The organism is uncultured Microbulbifer sp., from assembly GCF_913055755.1.
Lineage (GTDB): Bacteria > Pseudomonadota > Gammaproteobacteria > Pseudomonadales > Cellvibrionaceae > Microbulbifer.
Genome location: NZ_CAJXKH010000042.1, coordinates 1 through 18417, shown reverse-complemented (window position 1 = coordinate 18417; position 18417 = coordinate 1). Strand labels below are relative to the sequence as shown.

Here is an 18417-nt window from a genome sequence, read left to right as displayed (position 1 = left end):
ACGGGCCCACCCAACCCTGCGCACATGCCATTCAGGTATTTCGCGGAAATAGGCCTTTTCTCCCCCCTGACGCTCCGGCTCTCTTTGGACCTCGACTCAGAAACGCCACACCAGCAACGCCTGCACGGCGCTTTCATCGATTTCGTTTCCCAGCTTGTTGCGCCAGTACTGGTATTCGATACCAATGAAAATTTGCTTGGGACTACTGAACAGTGCCTTGCCCATGTCCCAGCGGAACTGGGGTTGTGCCAGGACCCAGCCCTTCACATCACCAAATTCACTGGTGCGGTTGTGAATGTATTCGATGTGCCCCTCGATACTGAAATCCTGGTCGCCGATACTGAAGGGAAATGCACCGTTGAAGTCGACCATATAGCTGTCACCTTCTTTCGGTGCACCATCGCCATAGCCGATATCCTGGAAGCCGGTAATATCTGTATTCAGGAAGGCGTCACCGGGAAGCTTCCAGGCGACCCGAACCCCCGGTAAAAACTTTTCCACGTTGGCGTCGGCGGAGTAATTGAATCCAGCCAACAGGCCAAAATCCTTCACCGGCCCGAAACTCAAATCGCAGTGTGTAATTTTCCCCAGACTGAAATTCGGATACCACTCGGCATAGACATCGGTATCGTTGAAACCATCGCGCACGCCATCGTTGATAAAATCGACAAAGAAAAAGTTGTCCCCGTACTTCCAGCCACTTGCATGCTGCAGGGTAAGGATGGTGGTATCGGCGCTGCCACCGCCGAAGGGGTTGTCCAGTCGGCCGTATTGCAACTGGGCTTCAGTGGCGGACCATTCCGCAGCCTGAGCAGGCATCAGGTAAACTACGGCCAGGGCGAATATCGATGACAGTCCCCAGAAACGGCCGATAGTTGTCATTCCACCACACCCAGATAATCATCTTTCCGCAGCTGATGGCGAATCTCTGCCACTTTTTCCTGCGTCACCGGCGTTTCCGCGCCACCCCACGCGCTACGCATGAAATTCACCAGGCCGGCCACACGGGCGTCATCCAGTTCACGATGGAACCCGGGCATACCCGCCCGGGCGTTGGTACGATTCATACGCTGAGCGGGCAGCCCGCGCAGTATGACGGCAATCATGTTGAAGGGGCTTTCTGCCCGGACGCCGGCATTGCGATCCATTGGCGGCGCGAAGACTGGTGTCACCCCGCTGCCCTCCCGGCCGTGACAGCCGGCGCAGTAGGCGACAAAGTCCGCGCGCCCCTGAGCATACTGTTGCGCGGCGAGTTGGGAGTCTCCCCCGTTAACAGCCACGTTGTCGTCGCCATCGAGCAGGTAGGTAATGATCGCGTTGATGTCATCGTCGGAGAGACGGCTCAGGCTGTGTTTCACCACACTGAACATTTCCCCAAAGGCGGTACCGCGTTCACTAGCGCCAGTGGTGAACAACAACCGCAGCTGTGCTCTGTCCCACCCCTGACGGCGAAGCGACTCGGCCCGAATATCCACCGCGTCCCATCCCTCGAGAATATTGCCGGCAAATTTTTCATCCCGCTTCATGGCAAAGGCGAAATTACGCGGTGTGTGACATTCGCCGCAATGGCCCAGCGCATTGACCAGATAGTTGCCACGCTGCCATTCCGGGCTCTTGCCTTCAGGCTGGACCAGGGGCGCCTTATCAAAGAACGCCCAGTCCCAGAAACTCAGACCAAACCTGAGATTGGCCGGAAAAAACAGGTCATTGTTTGGCACCACATGCTCGACCGCTGGCAACCGCATAAAGTAGGTATACAGGGACGCGATATCCTCGTCGGCGATCAGGTAGTACGAGGTATAGGGCATGGCCGGATAGAGATTCCCGTGCGCACCTTCACCGCGACGCATGGCTGCAGCAAAATCCTCCAGGGTGTAGTTGCCGATTCCGGTTTCCTTATCCGGAGTGATGTTGGTGGAATAGAGGGTGCCAAATGGCGTATGGAAGGGCCTGCCACCAATAAATGGGCGGCCATTGGTCGCCGTGTGGCAGGCGACGCAGTCACCTGCGGCGGCCAGGTAACGCCCTTTTTCCACCGTTGACTGTGCGGCAACATTGCCGCCCAGCAGCAAGAAAAGAAGAACGACGATACATTTACCCATTTATTCCGCCTCCTTCAGTAGCCCGGGAGTGGATTCGATCACCTCCCTCACGGCCCGGAAGTAGCGCACATAGCCGGTACAGCGACAGATATGTTCACCCAGGGCTTCGCCGATAACCTCCTCGACTTTGTCCGCCGGCGCCGGGTCTCGCTTGAGGCGATCGATCAGTGCCGTGGCCCCATTGACAAAGCCCGCAGTACACCAGCCACACTGAAATGAAAAGTTGCGCAGAAACGCCTGCTGCACAGGCGACAGCGCCACGACCTCGCCTGCGGCGTCGAGCTCTGCCTGCCCTTCGACGGTGGTGACGACTTTACCGTTAAACCGGCCCACGTTGTTGATACAGCTGCGTACCGGCTCCAGCGCGCCATCCTCGCCCTCGACCACGATGGTGCAGGCGTGACAGACTCCGATACCGCAGCCGAGCTTGGTGCCCGTCAGGTTCAGGTATTCATGCAGGAAGTCCAGCATGGAGGTATATTCCGCCACCTCAAGCGGACCGACCTTCTCACCATTCACAATCATTGAAACCGGAATCTTCGCCATCTGGTCCACCTCCTCACAGTACCTGGGGATTGAGCGCGCGGTGCAGTTTTTCCGGCGTAATGGGCAGCTCGTTAAAACGCTGCCCCGTGGCTTGGTAAACCGCTTCGGCGAGAGCGGCAACGATGGGAATCATCACCACTTCGGCGATTCCCTTGTGCGGATCTTTCTCCGAGGCCGGCGGCAGGATGTCGTGCTGTTGATTCCACACCGGCACATGCTTCGCCAGGGGCACCTGGTAGCGATTCAGATTCCAGGTACCGTTGCCTGCGCCCTGTGCAAGCGGCGGCAGGACTTCGTAGAGCGCGTGGCCGATCCCCATGGCCACGCCACCTTCTATCTGTCCTTCTACTAACTGACGCACGATGGTGCGACCGCAATCCATATAGTTTTGCAATCCGTGGATGCGAACTTCACCAGTGCCCGCGTTCACAGCCACTTCCACCAGCGCCGCGGTCGGCGCATAGTAGGTGACCATCGCATTGTTCAGTGCAGCTTCCGGATAGCGCACCGCCGTGCGTTTCTCTACCTGGTACTCGTCGGCGCTCACCTTCTCGGCAGTTCCTCCACGGCGCAACGCAAGGCCGTCGATACTCCAGGCCTGTTTTTGGCCGTCCAGTTCGAAGTCTGCCTCGGCCCACTCCCAGCGGTTAAAGCTGTGCACCATCGCGCCGGTGACGCCGCCATTGCGATGGGCCTCCGCAGCCAGTTCCGTCAGGGCGAGGGGCGGTAGGTCTGCGTGATGAAGCTTGCCGTCACGCCATTGCACTTGCGCGCCATCCAGGTCTTCCTTTTTCCACAGGCGACGCGCGGCGGGCAGCAGGCCCTGCTGCAACAGTATTTCTGCCGCCTGCTGTGTCGCGTGGCTCTGGAAGTAGGAAGACATCGACGCCGCGCTCGCCATCGCCGTCACCGGCGTCCACAGGGGATCGCCAGATTGCTGGTCCTGATGCTGCTGGCTCATGGTGTAAGGGCTTTCGGTCTGGAATTGCTGCAGCGCGTGCCAGGCGTCAACCTCCCCCACCACGCAGTGATCCGCTGCCCGCCCGAGTACGGTTTCCAACAGCAGGGACTGGGAGGTGCTGATTCCGGTGCCCATTTCCATATATTCAACGGCCATGGACAGCCGGCCTGCGCTATCGAACTGGATCGCAGCGCTTGGAGCCGCCGCCCCGGTACCGTAATCCTTGGTCGCGATGGCATAGCCGGTGCCAAACAGAAATCCGGGATGCTCTCGCTCAAAGGCTTTTTTGCGCTCGCCTCGCTCCCGCCACATGGGGTGATTTCTCGCGCGCTCCAACAGTTCACGATAGCGTACGCCCACCTTCGGGATGGCCCCCTGGGTATTGCGCCACCCGGTCTGGGAGGCGTTGCGAAGACGCAACTCGATGGGATCAATCCCAAGCTCTTCCGCGGCCTGGTTTACCATCATCTCCATCGCCGTCATGGTCTGCAGCGTGCCGTAGCCGCGCATGGAGCCGGAATCCATATTCATCGAGTGGTTTGCGACCGCGGAAATATCGTTGCGCGGCAGGTAGTAGATACTCTGGATTGCGCTGGCGCCGACCATGGCAATGGACGGACTGAAATTTTGTCGCCCTCCACCATCCGCCTGCATTTCGGCAATCAGGGATTGGAATTTTCCCGTTTCCTTATCGATTGCCAGGGTATTGCGCATATGAAAAGGATGGCGTTTCAGTCCAGACTGGAATTGCTCGAAGCGATTATTGGCAAGGCGGACGGGGGCAGAACCGAACAACCCGGCGACCAGGCCGTAATAGGGGAAAATAGAGTGGTCTTTGCCGCCAAAACCCCCACCAATGACCGAAGAGTGCACCACGATGTTTTTTATCTTTCCGGCGAACGCACTTTCGGCAATCACATGTGCGGCGAACTCCTGGAAATCCTGTGGCGATTGGCAGGTGATCACCACATGTAGCGTTCGCTGATCACTGTCGAACCAGACATTGGCGGTCTCCGGCTCCATCATCATTGGATCGACGATCTGCGTCTTGTACTCGCCACGTACCAGGTGCCAGTTGCCGGAACCGGCCTCGCTCTCGGTTTGACTGCGAATCTGCTGTGCGTAGTAAATACCCCGTTCGCTGACGCTGCCCGTCTGATTGGCAACCCTCGGCCACTGTGCCTTGTGGTCCTGGTAGCTCGGGAAGAACAGACCGTCCTGTAATGGAGAATAGAGGTCTTCACCCTCCGGCCCTTGCGGCCCCTCAACCCGGATGATCCGCCAGCTTGCGTAAGGGTCTCGCTCTATTGGGGGCGTCTGGTCACCGTAACGGATCACTTGCTGGTTAAATTGGAGTGCCTGTTTGGCCGCAGCGTATTTCTCGAAGTCATCAAACAGCAGCATGGCCACCGCGTGACCGTAGTACTGCGGTGAATCCCCCTCGGGCAGCAGCATTGCCTCACCGTAGAAGGGGGGCAACTTCAACTGTTTCTCTGCCAGCGTTCTTGCGGTGATTTTTACGTAGGGCTGGGCTTCGGCGGGAAGCTGACCCCAATCGAATCCATTGAAACTTCGCCCCACCCGGTTGCAGCGCAGCACAAAAGCGTAGTGCTGTTGCTGCTTCCAGCCGGGCATGTCGCGGGCGCGGAAGTCCCGGCCAAATATCTTCTGGCCGGTAACTTTGGATATGCCATCTGAGCGGAAAGCGGGGGCAGGACCGGCACCCCGCCAATTCAGGTTGTCGCTCGCGATTTGAGCTTGCCGGGCGCTTCCCATCTGCCACAGCGCCGGCGCAGCGAATACGGTGATACCGGCGACGGTGCAGAGCTTGATGAAGTTGCGCCGGTCGGCGTGGAATCCTTCCATACTGTTCCTGGATTTATGTCGCTGCTACGTAGCCAACAGGTAAAAAATTATCATTATTGTTTTACAGGGAGGTCCGACTTCAAATTTCTGGTGCCTTTCACTAACACCCGCTGCCCCCATAGGTCACAAACTAATAGCCCGTGATCCCGCGATGTGCCACACCAGCGGCACAGATCCCCCCCTTCTGCGGGCAAAGCGGGGTCGCTGCCGGCACACCAGGCCGGCAATTCGGAGATCAGGGGGGATTAAGTACTCGCTACGACTTTTTGACTGTAAAAAGTCACAGGTAAAGAAAACTGTCAGCGCGCAGTCGCGGCGGGCAGGAATCCGAGCTCTGGCAGGCGCGCCTGCACCTCGTCGGACAGCAGAAATTGCACAAACTGAATTGCAAGCGTGCGCTCGCGAGTGGCGCGCAAAATTACCAGCTGTTGATTCAGTGCCGGATGGAAGCGTGCCGGCACCCGCATAAATTCGCCGGAACTGCCGGAGGTCAGCGCCTGGCCGTAGGCCACCAGCCCCATATCCCCCCCCCCCTGCTGCAGCATAATCTGGGCGTGCCCGGCGTGATTCGCATACACCATGCGCCCGCGCACCCGCGGCCACAGGCGCAGGCCTTTCAGCATGCGCACCGCCGCATTGCCATCGGGCGCCAGCTGCGGGTCTGCCACCACCAGTTTGTGCTTGCCCCGGCCCAGTAACAAAATCAGCTGGCGCGGGGTCAGCTCACCGGAGCGCAGGCGGACCATCGCCGAATAGTCCTCCCCCTCCTGCTCACCGGCGGTCTCGATCAGGCGGCGGCTCACCCACAGGGCGAGCTGCCCGCGGGCATAGGTCTGCAGGCTGGCGGGGACGGTGAGGCCGTCTTTCACCAGCTGCGCCGGGCGGGAGGTATCTGCGGACAGAAAAATATCAAAGTGCCCGCCCTCGCGTATCTGGCTGTAGAGCAGGCCACTGGCACCGCCGGTGATATTCAGCCGGCAGCCGCAGTGCTGCTCGAAGTCGGGGCGCAGGGATTCCAGCGCCGGTTGAAAACTGGCGTCTGCGGCGAGATTGAGCACCTTTCGCGGGCGCTCTCCGCAAGCGACCAGCAATGCGGGGGCAAGGGTGAGAAGTGCCAGTGCGGCAAGCAGCTTTCGCAGCCGCCCCGGCCGCTGCGGTGGCGATGGGCGCTCAGACCAGACAGCTTGCCACATGGCACTCTTCCTGCGGCATCAGCGCCTGCTGCAGCTGATCGGCGTCGGGTGGGGATAACTCTGCATAGGCTTAACTCCGAGTCGCCAGTGCCGCAATTTGTGCGAACTCCTCCGGGCGATTTGCATTCAAATGCCAGTGGCCTGCGGGTGCCGGCAGCTGCACGCACCCCAGGTAACCGAAGAGCGCGCGCACGGACGGTATCGAATCTCCCCGCGCCGCCGCATCCAGGTAGTTCCGGCAGCGCGGGTTCAGCGGCAGCCAGCAGGGCAGAAAGTGGCTATCGAAACACACCGCCTGTTCCACGCACTGGCCGGCACTGCACAGCGTTTTCAATTGCCCGGGCTGCAGCAGGGGCATATCCACCGGTACCACCAGCAGCGCATCGCAGACTGCGGCCTGCTCCTGCAGGTGGGCCGCCACCGCCTGCAGGCCCCCGAGCGGGCCCGCCGCCGGGTAGCGGTCGGGAATGCCTCCCGGGCGCGCGCCGCTGATCAGTGTGGGCAGCAATTCGATACCTGGCGGTGCCTGCAGCGCGTCCAGCAATTGTTTGGCGCGCTCGAGCATCGTTTGCCCACAGGGTAATTTTAGCAGTGCCTTGTCCTGCCCCATGCGGCTGGACTGCCCGCCCGCCAGCACCAGGGGACAAACCCGTTTTATCCCGCCAGCCGTTTCGTTTAAACCCATCCGTGCAGCCTGCCTTTACTTCTGACAATTGAAAGCCCCACCATTCTCACCTTCCGGCCCGGGCGGTGCTCAGGGTGGCAAATACTGTGCCACAGGATAACCCATTACACGCACTACCATTGCACACCCGCACCGGAGTGGCGCCACCTTTGCCGGACAAACCCGCCGGCAAAGCGCACCAATTGGAGGCATTCCGCGCAGCCCGTGCCCTCGCTGCGTGCATTTCATCCGGTTGTCGAACTCTTTCCGTCTCCGGCGACGAGAGTTAACTAGATTACCGGTAGTTGGTACGACTTTTGATTGTCAAACCGCCACAGGCAAAGAAGCCCGGCGACACAATCGATGTCGCCGGGCTTTTTTTATGCCTTCCATCGAGGATAGGAAGCGCTTTATGCACCTCAGCCATTTCACAGCACAAGGATCCCTGGTTGCACGCCTTTGTGCGGGGGCAGCGCTATTGCCGGTGTACTCCGCCAGTGCCCAGGACCAGCAACCGGGCGCGCCGGAACCACAGGTGCACAGTGTCGGCGACATGATCCGCTACAGCGATTTCGCGCTGAATTTCCGCCCCCGCTACGAGCATGTGCGCGAGGTTGCCTTTCCCCACCACGCCACCGCCGGCACCCTGCGCAGCCGCGCAACCTGGACCAGTGCCCAGTGGCGGGGATGGGAAGTGCTGCTGGAGGGGGAGAATGTCACCTATATCAGCAGCGAGCATTTCAACAACACGGAAAACGGCAAAACCCAGTACCCGGTGATCGCCGACCCCGACTACAGCGAAATGAACCGGGCGCAGATCAGCTATGCGCCGGAGCAGGGTTTGTTCACCCTGGGGCGCCAGCGGATCAACCTGGGTGACCAGCGCTTTTTCGGCGGGGTGGGCTGGCGTCAGAACGAGCAGACCTACGACGCTGTTCGCGGAATATGGGCTTTTAACGAAAAACTTTCCGCCGATTACTTCTATATCTGGAACGTCAATCGCATTTTTGGCCCCGACGGGGCGGATGCAGATCTGAGCGGGCCGGTGAATGCGCTGACGGTCGACTACAAGGTGCAGCCCAACCAGACTCTCAGCGGCTTTTATTACAGCGAGAATTTTCACGACCAGGAGGCCCTGGCCAACGTCACCGCGGGCGCCAAGTTCGCGGTGAAATGCAACAGCTTCCGCTGGCACCTGCGCGCCGCCACCCAGCGGGATGTGGGCGGCAATCCCTTCGATTACCAGGCCAATTATTACAACGCGGAAATCGCCACCCTGCCCCTGCAGCAGTACAAGTTTGTGGGGCTGGTGGGCACCGAATGGCTGACCGGCAACGACGAGCGCGCCTTCCAGACACCCCTGGCCACCCTGCACAAATTCCAGGGGTTCGCCGACAAGTTTCTGGTCACGCCGGTGGATGGCATTCGCGACTACTACGTCGGAGGCTCATTCGTAATTTCTGGTATGAAGATTGCAGCAACTGTACATAAATTCCGCAGTGATCGCGGCGGCCAGGATTACGGCAACGAGCTGGACCTGGTGGCGACCACGGCAATAACAAAAAATATCGACCTGCTAGTCAAGTACGCGGGGTACGACGCTGATACCTACAGCAGCGATACCGACAAGTTCTGGTTGCAGTTCGAACTGAAGTTCTAAAAGCGATGACAACGACACCTATCAGTATCCTGTTGGTCGATGACCAGACGGAGCGCGCGGAGATGGTCGCCAGCCAGCTCAGTGCCGCCGGCTACAACCTCCTGGCCCAACTCTCCAGTGCCGAGGGCCTCCTGTTCCAGGTGGAAAGACACCGCCCGGATATCGTGCTTATCGATATCGAATCCCCGGACCGGGACATCCTCGAAAGCCTCTCGGTAATCAACCAGCACAATCCCACCCCGGTTGCCATGTTCTCCGCCCGCGGCGGAGCGGAATTCATCACCAGTGCGGTCGAGGCCGGCGTCAGCGCCTATATGGCCGAGGGCCTGTCTGCGGAGCGGGTGGCCCCGGCCATCGAGATCGCCATGGCCCAGTTCCGCAGCTATCAGGAACTGCGCAAATCCCTCGAACGTACGCAAAAGCAGCTGGACGAGCGCAAGATTATCGAACGCGCCAAGGGGCTGCTGATGGCGCGCAAGAATATCAGCGAGCAGTCCGCCCACCAGACCCTGCGCACCCTGGCCATGAACAGCAACTCCACCATGCAGGCCGTGGCGGAGCAGATAGTCGCGCACTTGCAAAGCCGAGTGTAGAAAACTGCTTCCACAAAGCCCGCAAGCGCCCGCAAAGACAGATAAGTAGAGATTAAGCCCGTGACAGCCCTGCAAGCAGAAAAACCGAACCTGAAACTCCTCTACCTGCGCCTCACCGACAGCGCACCGCTGATCGTGGCGAAGGAGATGGGGATCTTTGAACAATACGGCCTCAGGGTGGAATTACAGCGGGAAACCTCCTGGGCCACTCTGCGCGACAAGCTGATTGGCGGTGCCGCCGATGCCGCCGCCATGCTCGCGCCCATGCCGCTGACCCTGGAGCAGACCCTGCCCGGCTGTAGCGAAAAACTGCTCACCGGCCTGATCCTGAGCTGTAACGGCAACGCCATCACCCTGGCAGAAACCCTGTACCGCCAGCTCGACCTGGAGAGTACTGGCGACACCGGCACCGCGCTCAAACACCACATCGCGCAGCGCGACAGCGATCAGCCGCCGCTGACCTTTGCCACCGTCTACCCCTTCTCCAGCCACAGCCTGCAACTGCGCCACTGGCTGGGCACCGCCGGTATCGACCCGGACCGGGATGTGCGCATCGTAGTACTGCCCCCGGAGCAGATGGTGGACCACCTGCGCCGGGGCGACATCGATGGCTACTGTGTCGGTGAACCCTGGAACACCCTGGCGGTGGAGCAAGGCATCGGCGTCATCGCCACTACCTGCAATACCCTGCTGCCGGCGATGCCGGAAAAGGTGCTCGCGGTCACCGAAAGCTGGCACCAGGCCAACCCCGCCACCCACCTGGCCCTGCGCGCGGCGCTGCTGGAAGCCTGTGCGGTCCTGGGTGAGCGCTCCCAGCGCCGCGATGCGGTCAGCCTGCTGGCCAATACCCGATACCTGGATCTGCCGGAGGAGGCGATCGGCAAATCCCTGGAAGACAAACTGGTCCGCCGCCACGCCGCGGCGACGGTGGAAAGCAGGGACTGGCACCTGTTCGCCCACCCGCTGTCGGACCACGGCCGCCCGGAAGCCGGCAAGGCCCGCGAGCTGCTGGCACTGAGCAATGCCATCGCGCCGGTGGACACCGATACGGCAGATCGTTTCCGTGCGGATCTGTACCAGCAGACCCTGGACTTTCTGCGCAACCGGGCGCGCACTGTTTGATGGCACGGCGCGCCCATGGGGTGCACCGGAATCACCAGCTTGGGGCTGCGACGCCCCCTTCTACTTTGAATCGGCCCCCGCGCCCCGCCATATAGCGCACACCGCACCGCAATGCGGGGTGCGCACAGCAATGGCACAAATCTTGAATATTCAATATATGAGGAAGTGGAAACCCGGCACCTGCGGTTTTCCGGTGCTTGCCGATGCGGGCAATGGTTTCCAGCTTTCAACTGCAATATCGCGGACAACGAAGTCCACCGGCTACAGCCTCGCTGTACCCGTGGGCTTTTTTTATGCCTGCGGGTAGCGTTACGACCCGACAGGAAAGACCATGTCCTCAGAATCTCTCAATTTGTTTTCCTTCAAGGGAAAGATCAAGGTCCTCCACCTCACGTGGATGGCTTTTTTCATTACCTTTTTCGCCTGGTTCAACCACGCCCCCCTGCTGGTGGCCATTGCCGACAGCCTGTCGCTGACCAAGGACCAGGTCAAAACCCTGCTGATCCTGAACGTGGCGCTGACCATTCCGGCGCGGGTGATCATCGGTATGCTTACCGACAAGTACGGTCCGCGGTTGACCTATTCCCTGCTGCTGGCGGTAGGCAGTATTCCCTGTTTCATTTTTGCGCTGGCGGACAACTTTATTCAGGCCGCTATCGGCCGTTTCCTTCTGGGCTTTATCGGTGCCGGCTTTGTTATCGGCATTCGCATGGTTTCCGAGTGGTTTCCGGCCAGGCAGCTGGGTACCGCTGAGGGGATCTATGGAGGCTGGGGCAATTTCGGTTCTGCGGCCGGCGCCATGACCCTGCCGACCATTGCACTGCTGTTCGGTGGCGCGGATGGCTGGCGCTATGCGATCGGTATTACCGGGGTTCTGGCGCTGGTATTCAGTTTTATCTATTACCACTCGGTAACCGATACCCCGAAGGGCAGCACCTATTTCAAACCGAAAAAAATCGGCGGTATGGAGGTTTCCAGCCCGTCGGACTTTATCCTGCTGCTGATCATGAAGCTGCCGATGTATGCGGCGCTGGCGCTGCTGACCTGGAAGCTCTCTCCCAACGGTGTGGCGATGCTGGCACAGCCGGTGGCGATTGCGATTTATGTGGCGCTGGCGGCGCTGTATTTCTACGATGCGAAGAAGTGTTACGACATCAACAAGGAGGTGTTCGTAAAGCTGCCGGAGCCGATTCACCGTTACAAGTTCAAGCAGGTGGCGGTGCTGAATATTCTGTACTTTGCGACATTCGGTTCTGAACTTGCGGTAATTTCTATGTTGCCGCTATTTTTCTCGGAGACGTTTACCCTGGATCCGGTGAAGGCGGGTCTGGTAGCTTCGGCCTATGCGTTTATGAATCTGATGTCGCGCCCGGCGGGCGGGCTGATCAGTGACCGCTTTGGCCGCAAGTCTACGCTGTTGATTCTGACTGCGGGGCTGGCGGTGGGCTACCTGACGATGAGTATGATCGATTCGGAGTGGCCGCTGTATCTGGCGGTAGCTGCGGCGATGGCCTGTTCTTTCTTTGTGCAGTCTGGTGAGGGGGCGGTGTTTGCGGTGGTGCCGCTGATCAAGCGCCGGCTGACGGGGCAGATTGCGGGGATGACCGGTGCCTATGGTAATGTGGGTGCGGTGTTTTACCTGACCATTCTGAGCATGGTTTCATACCAGACGTTTTTCCTGGTGATTGCCTGTACCGCGGTGCTGGGTTTTGTGACCCTGCTGTTCCTGGAAGAGCCGGAAGGCCAGATGGCCGAGGTGATGCCGGATGGCAGTGTTTCTCTGATTGACGTAGCCTGATTGTAATTCCGTTGGTGCCCCGAATAGATATCCGGGCGCCAGGAGCTGGCAACCCTTTGCCGGACACGCCGTAAACCCATCCCTGGGGGCTTGTCGAAAAGGTCCCTCTTTTCGACAGTCCGGCAAAGGGTCGCCAGCCCCTGCCTTAACATTAACCATCAGATAAATACCGAACCTATTGACTACCACCTGCAAACCTAAACCTTCTGCCAAAAGGCCAGAAACTCACCCGATGGAAATGCTACAATTCGCCACCGCCACCGAGTGCGGCCAGCGGGCGTATAACGATGATGCCGTGGCGGTGTATCAGGCTAAAGGTAGCGAGGCGCGGTATCGCGGTTCGCTGGCGGTGATTGCGGATGGGGTGGGCAGTGCGGAGGCTGGTGGTGCGGCGGCGCGGGCGGCGGTGAGCGGATTTCTTTCCGACTATTACAGTACGCCGGATTCCTGGTCGGTGAAGCAGGCGGCGGCGCGGGTGTTGCAGGCGCTGAACGGTTGGCTGTATCGCCAGAGCGGCGGTGCGGATGAGGTGCAGCGGGGCTGGTTGACGACGTTTTCGGCGCTGGTTGTGAAAGGGGCGACGGCGCACCTGATTCATATCGGGGATTCCCGGATTTATCGCCTGCGCGATGGCCGGCTGGAGTGCCTGACCCGGGATCACGCGCGCACGCTGGGGCCGGGGCGCACTTTTCTCAGTCGGGCGCTGGGGATGGATGCGCATATCGAGGTGGATTATCGCCGCGAGCCGGTGGAACCGGGGGACCTGTTCTGTGTAACGACGGACGGGATTCACGATTTCCTGCCAAGCGCACAGTTCGCCGATCTACTGGCAACACACCAGCTGGACGCGGCGCAACCGCTGATTCGGGCGGCGCTGGATAACGGTAGCAAGGACAATCTGAGCCTGGCGCTGTGCCGGGTGAACGCGGTCGAACAATTGGATTCGGATGATCTGCTGGTGGCTACCAGTCAGCTGCCGTTTCCCCCTCCGTTGACGCCGGGCAATAAGCTTGACGGTTACGAGGTGCTGCAGGAGCTGCATGCCAGCAGCCGCAGTTATCTGTACCTGGTGCGGGATATGGATTCCGGTGCGTTGCTGGCACTGAAGGCGCCGTCGGAAAATTTCAATGATGACCCGGCCTATATCGAGCGCTTTATTGCCGAGGAGTGGACCGGGCGCCGGGTGGATCATCCGGGTATCGTGAAAATATTCCCCCCGAAAAAGCAACGGCAGTTTCTCTACCATGTGATGGAATATGTGGACGGGCAGAATTTGCGGCAGTGGATGCAGCTGAACCCGCAACCCCCGGCAGAACAGGTGCGCAACCTGGTGCAGCAGTTGGTGAGCGCGCTGCGCCGCCTGCAGCGACTGGAGATTGTGCACGGGGACCTGAAGCCCGAAAACATCATGGTGGACGCCAAAGGTCGCCTCAAGCTGATTGACCTGGGCGGGGCCAATGCGGCGGGGTTGCAGGAACTGCTGCATTACCAGGACAGTGCGCCGCCGGGAAGCAAGAATTACTGCGCGCCGGAATATTTCTTTGGTGATGCCGCCAGCCACCGCTCGGATATTTTTTCCCTTGGGGTAATCGCGTACGAGATGCTGACCGGGCACTACCCTTACAAGGAGCGCTTCGGCAGCAGTCACTTCCAGCTGAAGAACTATGCCAGCATGCGCTATATCAGTGCCCGCCAGTGGCGCCAGGATATGCCGGCCTGGATCGACGACGCGCTGCGCAAGGCCTGCGCGCCGGACCCGAAGTACCGCTATCCGGCGCTGTCGGAATTCGTCCACGACCTGAGCACGCCAAATCAGAAGCTCTCCCGCAAGGAGAAGCCGCCATTGATGGAGCGCAATCCGCTGCTGTTCTGGCAACTGGTGGCACTGCTGTTGCTACTTTCCCATCTGCTGCACCTGCTCTGAGCGCAAAGTGCCAACTTAGGGCGTTTATACCTGGCGCGCACCGAATTCGCGCACATACAGTCATAAGGCAGGTCCGGGTCTGGCCACTGTGACCTGCCCCGAGCTCTACTGCCGACACCTATCCCCACAAACCTTGCGGCTTCCCGCCATTCTCCGGGGTATTTTGTTAGTTGGCACAGAGTTTGAATATCTTTTGTCACAATTCGACTTTTCTACTAGCAAGGCAACGGCGCCTGAAACTCTTCGGCAGAGAAGAGGGGACGTCCGTGCTGCGCTGACCACTGCCCGCCCCACTTCCTCCTTCCTGCCGTGAACTTCAGACAGCAACGGCAGAGATTATGGTTAAGCAAAAAATCGTCGTCATCGGCAACGGCATGGTGGGTCACCACTTCCTGGAACAACTGGCAAATCGCTCCGAGCGGGAAATGTTCGATGTGCTGGTGTTCTGCGCCGAACCCCGTCCCGCCTACGACCGGGTTCACCTCTCTGAATACTTTGGCGGCCGCACCGCGGACGACCTGGCCATGGGCAAGGTGGAGCAGTATCGCGAATGGGGCTACGACCTGCGCCTGAACGATGCGGCGGTGGCTATCGACCGCGAAGCGAAAATCGTCACCTCCGCCAGCGGCGCCAGCGAACCCTACGATCACCTGGTGCTTGCCACCGGTTCCTATCCTTTTGTACCGCCAATCCCCGGCCACGAGCACGACAAGTGCTTCGTCTACCGCACCCTGGAAGACCTCGACAAGATCCAGGCCGCGGCGAAGGACGGCAAGATTGGTGTGGTAGTGGGCGGCGGCCTGCTGGGGCTGGAAGCGGCCAATGCGCTGAAGCAGCTGGGCCTCGAAGCCCATGTGGTGGAATTCGCCCCGGGCCTGATGTCCGTTCAGCTGGATGAGGGCGGCTCCAATCTGCTGCGGGAAAAGATCGAAGAGCTGGGCGTGACGGTCCACACCAGCACCGCCACCGAGCTGATCGAAGAAGTCGACGGCGGTCGCCTGCGTATGCAGTTCAAGGGTGACAAGGAACTGGTCACCGACCTGATCGTGTTCTCCGCCGGCATTCGCCCGGAAGACAAGCTGGCGAATTCTGCCGGCATCGCCCTGGGCGAGCGCGGCGGTATCGTGGTCGACAACCAGTGCCGCACTTCCGACAAGAATATTTTCGCTATCGGCGAGTGTGCCCTGTTCGACAACCGTATCTTCGGTCTGGTCGCCCCCGGCTACACCATGGCGCGCACCGCGGTTTCCCTGCTGTGCGGCGAGGCGGCGGAGTTCAACGGTGCGGACATGAGCACCAAACTGAAATTGCTGGGCGTGGACGTGGGCTCCATCGGCGACGCCCACGGTCGTACGGAAGGCTCCGCGGCGATTACCTTTGTCGACGAGCAGACCGGTGTATACAAGCGCATGATCACCGACCGCGACGGCAAGAAACTGCGCGGCGCGGTGCTGGTGGGCGATACCGGCGATTACGACACCCTGCTGCAATACCACCTGAACGATATGGATCTGCCGGAGCACCCGGAGCAGCTGATCCTGCCGGCACTGGACGGTGCGGCGCCGACTCTGGGTGCGGGCGCGCTACCGGACACCGCCACCATCTGTTCCTGCCACAACGTGAGCAAGGGCGATATCGTCGGTGCGGTACAGGGTGGCTGCTGCTCGCTCGGCGATGTAAAGGATGCGACCAAGGCTTCCACCGGCTGCGGCGGCTGTTCCGCGCTGCTGAAAAATGTGGTGGATACAGAGCTGGCGGCGCTGGGCGTGGAAGTGAACAACGACCTGTGCCCGCACTTCCCCTACACCCGCCAGGAAATTTTCCACATGGTGCAGGTGGAGGAGATCAAGACCTTCGACGAGCTGCTGCACAAGCACGGTTCCGGCAAGGGCTGTGAAATCTGCAAGCCCACCGCCGCGTCGATTTTTGCTTCCCTGTGGAATGAACATATCCACAAGAAACCCCACGTTGGCCTGCAGGACACCAACGATACCTTTATGGCAAATATGCAGAAAAACGGTACCTATTCCGTGGTTCCGCGTATTGCCGGCGGCGAGATTACACCGGACAAGCTGATTGTGCTCGGTCAGGTGGCGAAGAAGTACGACCTGTATACCAAGATTACCGGCGGTCAGCGTATCGACCTGTTCGGTGCCCGTCTTGAAGAACTACCGGAGATCTGGCGCGAGCTGACCGATGCGGGTTTCGAAACCGGCCACGCTTACGGTAAATCCCTGCGTACGGTGAAGTCCTGTGTGGGCAGTACCTGGTGTCGCTTCGGGGTACAGGACAGTGTGAGCATGGCGCTGACGGTGGAGAACCGTTACAAGGGCCTGCGCTCGCCGCACAAGATCAAGATGGCGGTTTCCGGTTGTACCCGCGAGTGTGCGGAAGCACAGAGTAAGGATATCGGGGTGATTGCCACCGAGAACGGATGGAACCTGTATGTGTGCGGTAACGGCGGTATGCGCCCGCGCCATGCGGATCTGTTTGCCACGGATCTGGATGACGAGACGCTGATCAAATATATCGACCGTGTGCTGATGTTCTATGTGCGTACGGCAGACAAGCTGCAGCGGACTTCGGTGTGGCTGGAGAACCTGGAAGGCGGTCTGGATTATCTACGCGAGGTGGTGATCGAGGACAAGTTGGGCATCGGCGAGGAGCTGGAGCGGCAGATGGCGAATGTGGTCGGCACTTACCAGTGTGAGTGGAAGACGGCGATCAATGATCCGGAGATGCTGAAGCGCTTCCGCCAGTTTGTGAATACCGATGTGAAGGACGAGAAAATCGTCTTCGTCGAAGAGCGCAAACAACGCCGTCCGGCGACCGAAGAGGAAATCGTCAAGATCGCCGAGCCGGCCTAATCCTTTTGCTATCCCGGTGGCGGTGGAGCACCGGGTGTAAGGTTTCAGGACCGCTGTGAATACGTCCCTGTACGCTGCGGCGGCGACGTCCCTGTCGCCGACGCTCCTGAAACCTTACACCCGGCACTCCACCTTCGCATCGAAGAGTTTGACTCCGTATCAAGTCAAGTATTCGTCATTCTGGCGAACGCCAGAATCCAGCTCCCCCGGAACTGGAAAAAAGAACACAACTTTTAAAAATTTCACCACCACCATAGTGGAGAACCAAAATGAGCGAAGTTGCCATAACCCGCACCGAGTGGCTGCAAGTCTGCAAGCGATCAGATCTTGTAGCCGAATCCGGAGTGTGTGCTCTTGTGGGTGATCACCAGATTGCCCTGTTTTTTTTACCCGAGCAGGAGCCCCAGTTGTACGCCATTGATAACTGGGATCCTGTCGCCAAGGCCGGCGTGATTGGCCGTGGCATTGTGGCGGAGATCGACGATGTGCTGACCGTGGCTTCACCGCTGTACAAGCAGCATTATCGCCTCACCGATGGGCAGTGCCTGGAGGAAGAGGATATTCAGCTGGCGGTCTATCCGGTTGCCTTTGAAGGCGATGAGGTGCTGATCAAGCTCGATCAGTAAGCACGTAACCGTCCAAACGACCAGCAACCGATAAGCAGTGAAAGATGGCTTTAACCGAACTGTTCAGTGCCCGTAAATCCTGTACTACCTGTCCGTATTGCGGTGTGGGCTGTGGGGTGGCGGCGACGCGGGAGTTGCAGCCTGGCGGCGGCGAGGAAGTGATCCGCATTCAGGGTGACGACCAGCACCCGGCCAACAAGGGCAAGCTGTGTGTCAAAGGTTCTTCCCTGGCAGATACCCTGGGTAACCACGGGCGCCTGTTGAAGCCACGTTTGCATGGCGAGGATTGCGACTGGGAAACCGCGCTGGATTTTGCCGCTTCGAATTTGCGAGAGACGATCGACGAGCATGGGCCGGATTCGGTGGCTTTTTATCTGTCCGGGCAGTTGCTGACGGAAGATTATTACGTTGCCAACAAGCTGATGAAAGGGTTTATCGGCACGGCCAATGTAGATACCAATTCCCGCTTGTGGATGTCGTCCGCGGTCGCGGCTT

14 protein-coding genes are annotated in these 18417 nt (G+C 59.6%); 8 read left to right on the top strand and 6 right to left on the bottom strand.

Annotation, left to right across the window (positions count from 1 at the left end):
* Positions 1 to 96: 96 nt before the first annotated feature.
* The 6 genes from QZ511_RS08935 to QZ511_RS08910 all read right to left on the bottom strand — a co-directional run bounded on the left by QZ511_RS08935 (position 97) and on the right by QZ511_RS08910 (position 7353).
* On the bottom strand, positions 97 to 882 hold the full coding sequence (locus tag QZ511_RS08935; protein WP_295801794.1) for an outer membrane protein OmpK: 786 nt from the start codon (positions 880 to 882) through the stop codon (positions 97 to 99).
* Entirely contained in the window at positions 879 to 2102 is a 1224-nt protein-coding gene (locus QZ511_RS08930; RefSeq protein WP_295801791.1) for a cytochrome c, read from the bottom strand. The genes QZ511_RS08935 and QZ511_RS08930 overlap by 4 nt, the downstream gene beginning before the upstream one ends.
* Complete coding sequence (locus tag QZ511_RS08925; RefSeq protein ID WP_295801789.1) at positions 2103 to 2648, bottom strand: (2Fe-2S)-binding protein; 546 nt, start codon at positions 2646 to 2648, stop codon at positions 2103 to 2105.
* A gap of 13 nt (positions 2649 to 2661) precedes the next feature.
* Positions 2662 to 5475, bottom strand: coding sequence for a molybdopterin cofactor-binding domain-containing protein (locus tag QZ511_RS08920; RefSeq protein WP_295801787.1), 2814 nt, complete (start codon positions 5473 to 5475; stop codon positions 2662 to 2664).
* Between the two features lie 299 nt (positions 5476 to 5774).
* A complete protein-coding gene (gene modA, locus QZ511_RS08915) occupies positions 5775 to 6668 on the bottom strand; it encodes a molybdate ABC transporter substrate-binding protein (RefSeq protein WP_295801786.1) in 894 nt (297 codons plus the stop codon).
* A gap of 70 nt (positions 6669 to 6738) precedes the next feature.
* On the bottom strand, positions 6739 to 7353 hold the full coding sequence (locus QZ511_RS08910) for a molybdenum cofactor guanylyltransferase (protein ID WP_295801784.1): 615 nt from the start codon (positions 7351 to 7353) through the stop codon (positions 6739 to 6741).
* 391 nt (positions 7354 to 7744) lie between these two features.
* On the opposite strand from QZ511_RS08910, the gene QZ511_RS08905 reads away from it, so the two are divergent.
* The 8 genes from QZ511_RS08905 to QZ511_RS08870 all read left to right on the top strand — a co-directional run.
* Positions 7745 to 8992, top strand: a complete 1248-nt coding sequence (locus QZ511_RS08905; RefSeq protein ID WP_295801782.1) for a hypothetical protein — start codon at positions 7745 to 7747, stop codon at positions 8990 to 8992.
* Positions 8993 to 8997: 5 nt separating this feature from the next.
* Positions 8998 to 9585, top strand: coding sequence for an ANTAR domain-containing protein (locus QZ511_RS08900; protein ID WP_295801781.1), 588 nt, complete (start codon positions 8998 to 9000; stop codon positions 9583 to 9585).
* A 60-nt stretch (positions 9586 to 9645) separates the two neighbouring features.
* On the top strand, positions 9646 to 10707 hold the full coding sequence (locus QZ511_RS08895; RefSeq protein ID WP_295801778.1) for a CmpA/NrtA family ABC transporter substrate-binding protein: 1062 nt from the start codon (positions 9646 to 9648) through the stop codon (positions 10705 to 10707).
* Between the two features lie 331 nt (positions 10708 to 11038).
* Positions 11039 to 12505 carry a NarK family nitrate/nitrite MFS transporter gene (locus QZ511_RS08890; protein ID WP_295801776.1) on the top strand — a complete coding sequence of 489 codons (1467 nt, stop codon included), beginning with the start codon at positions 11039 to 11041 and terminating at the stop codon, positions 12503 to 12505.
* A 232-nt stretch (positions 12506 to 12737) separates the two neighbouring features.
* Positions 12738 to 14429: a bifunctional protein-serine/threonine kinase/phosphatase gene (locus tag QZ511_RS08885; protein WP_295801775.1), complete on the top strand. Its 1692-nt coding sequence runs from the start codon at positions 12738 to 12740 to the stop codon at positions 14427 to 14429.
* Positions 14430 to 14767: 338 nt separating this feature from the next.
* The gene (nirB, locus tag QZ511_RS08880) at positions 14768 to 17296 is read left to right on the top strand and encodes a nitrite reductase large subunit NirB (RefSeq protein ID WP_295801773.1); all 2529 of its coding nucleotides are present in this window, start codon (positions 14768 to 14770) and stop codon (positions 17294 to 17296) included.
* Between the two features lie 269 nt (positions 17297 to 17565).
* Positions 17566 to 17922, top strand: coding sequence for a nitrite reductase small subunit NirD (gene nirD / locus QZ511_RS08875; RefSeq protein WP_295801771.1), 357 nt, complete (start codon positions 17566 to 17568; stop codon positions 17920 to 17922).
* A gap of 44 nt (positions 17923 to 17966) precedes the next feature.
* On the top strand, positions 17967 to 18417 hold a 451-nt coding region (locus QZ511_RS08870; RefSeq protein ID WP_295801769.1), incomplete at its 3' end, for a molybdopterin-dependent oxidoreductase.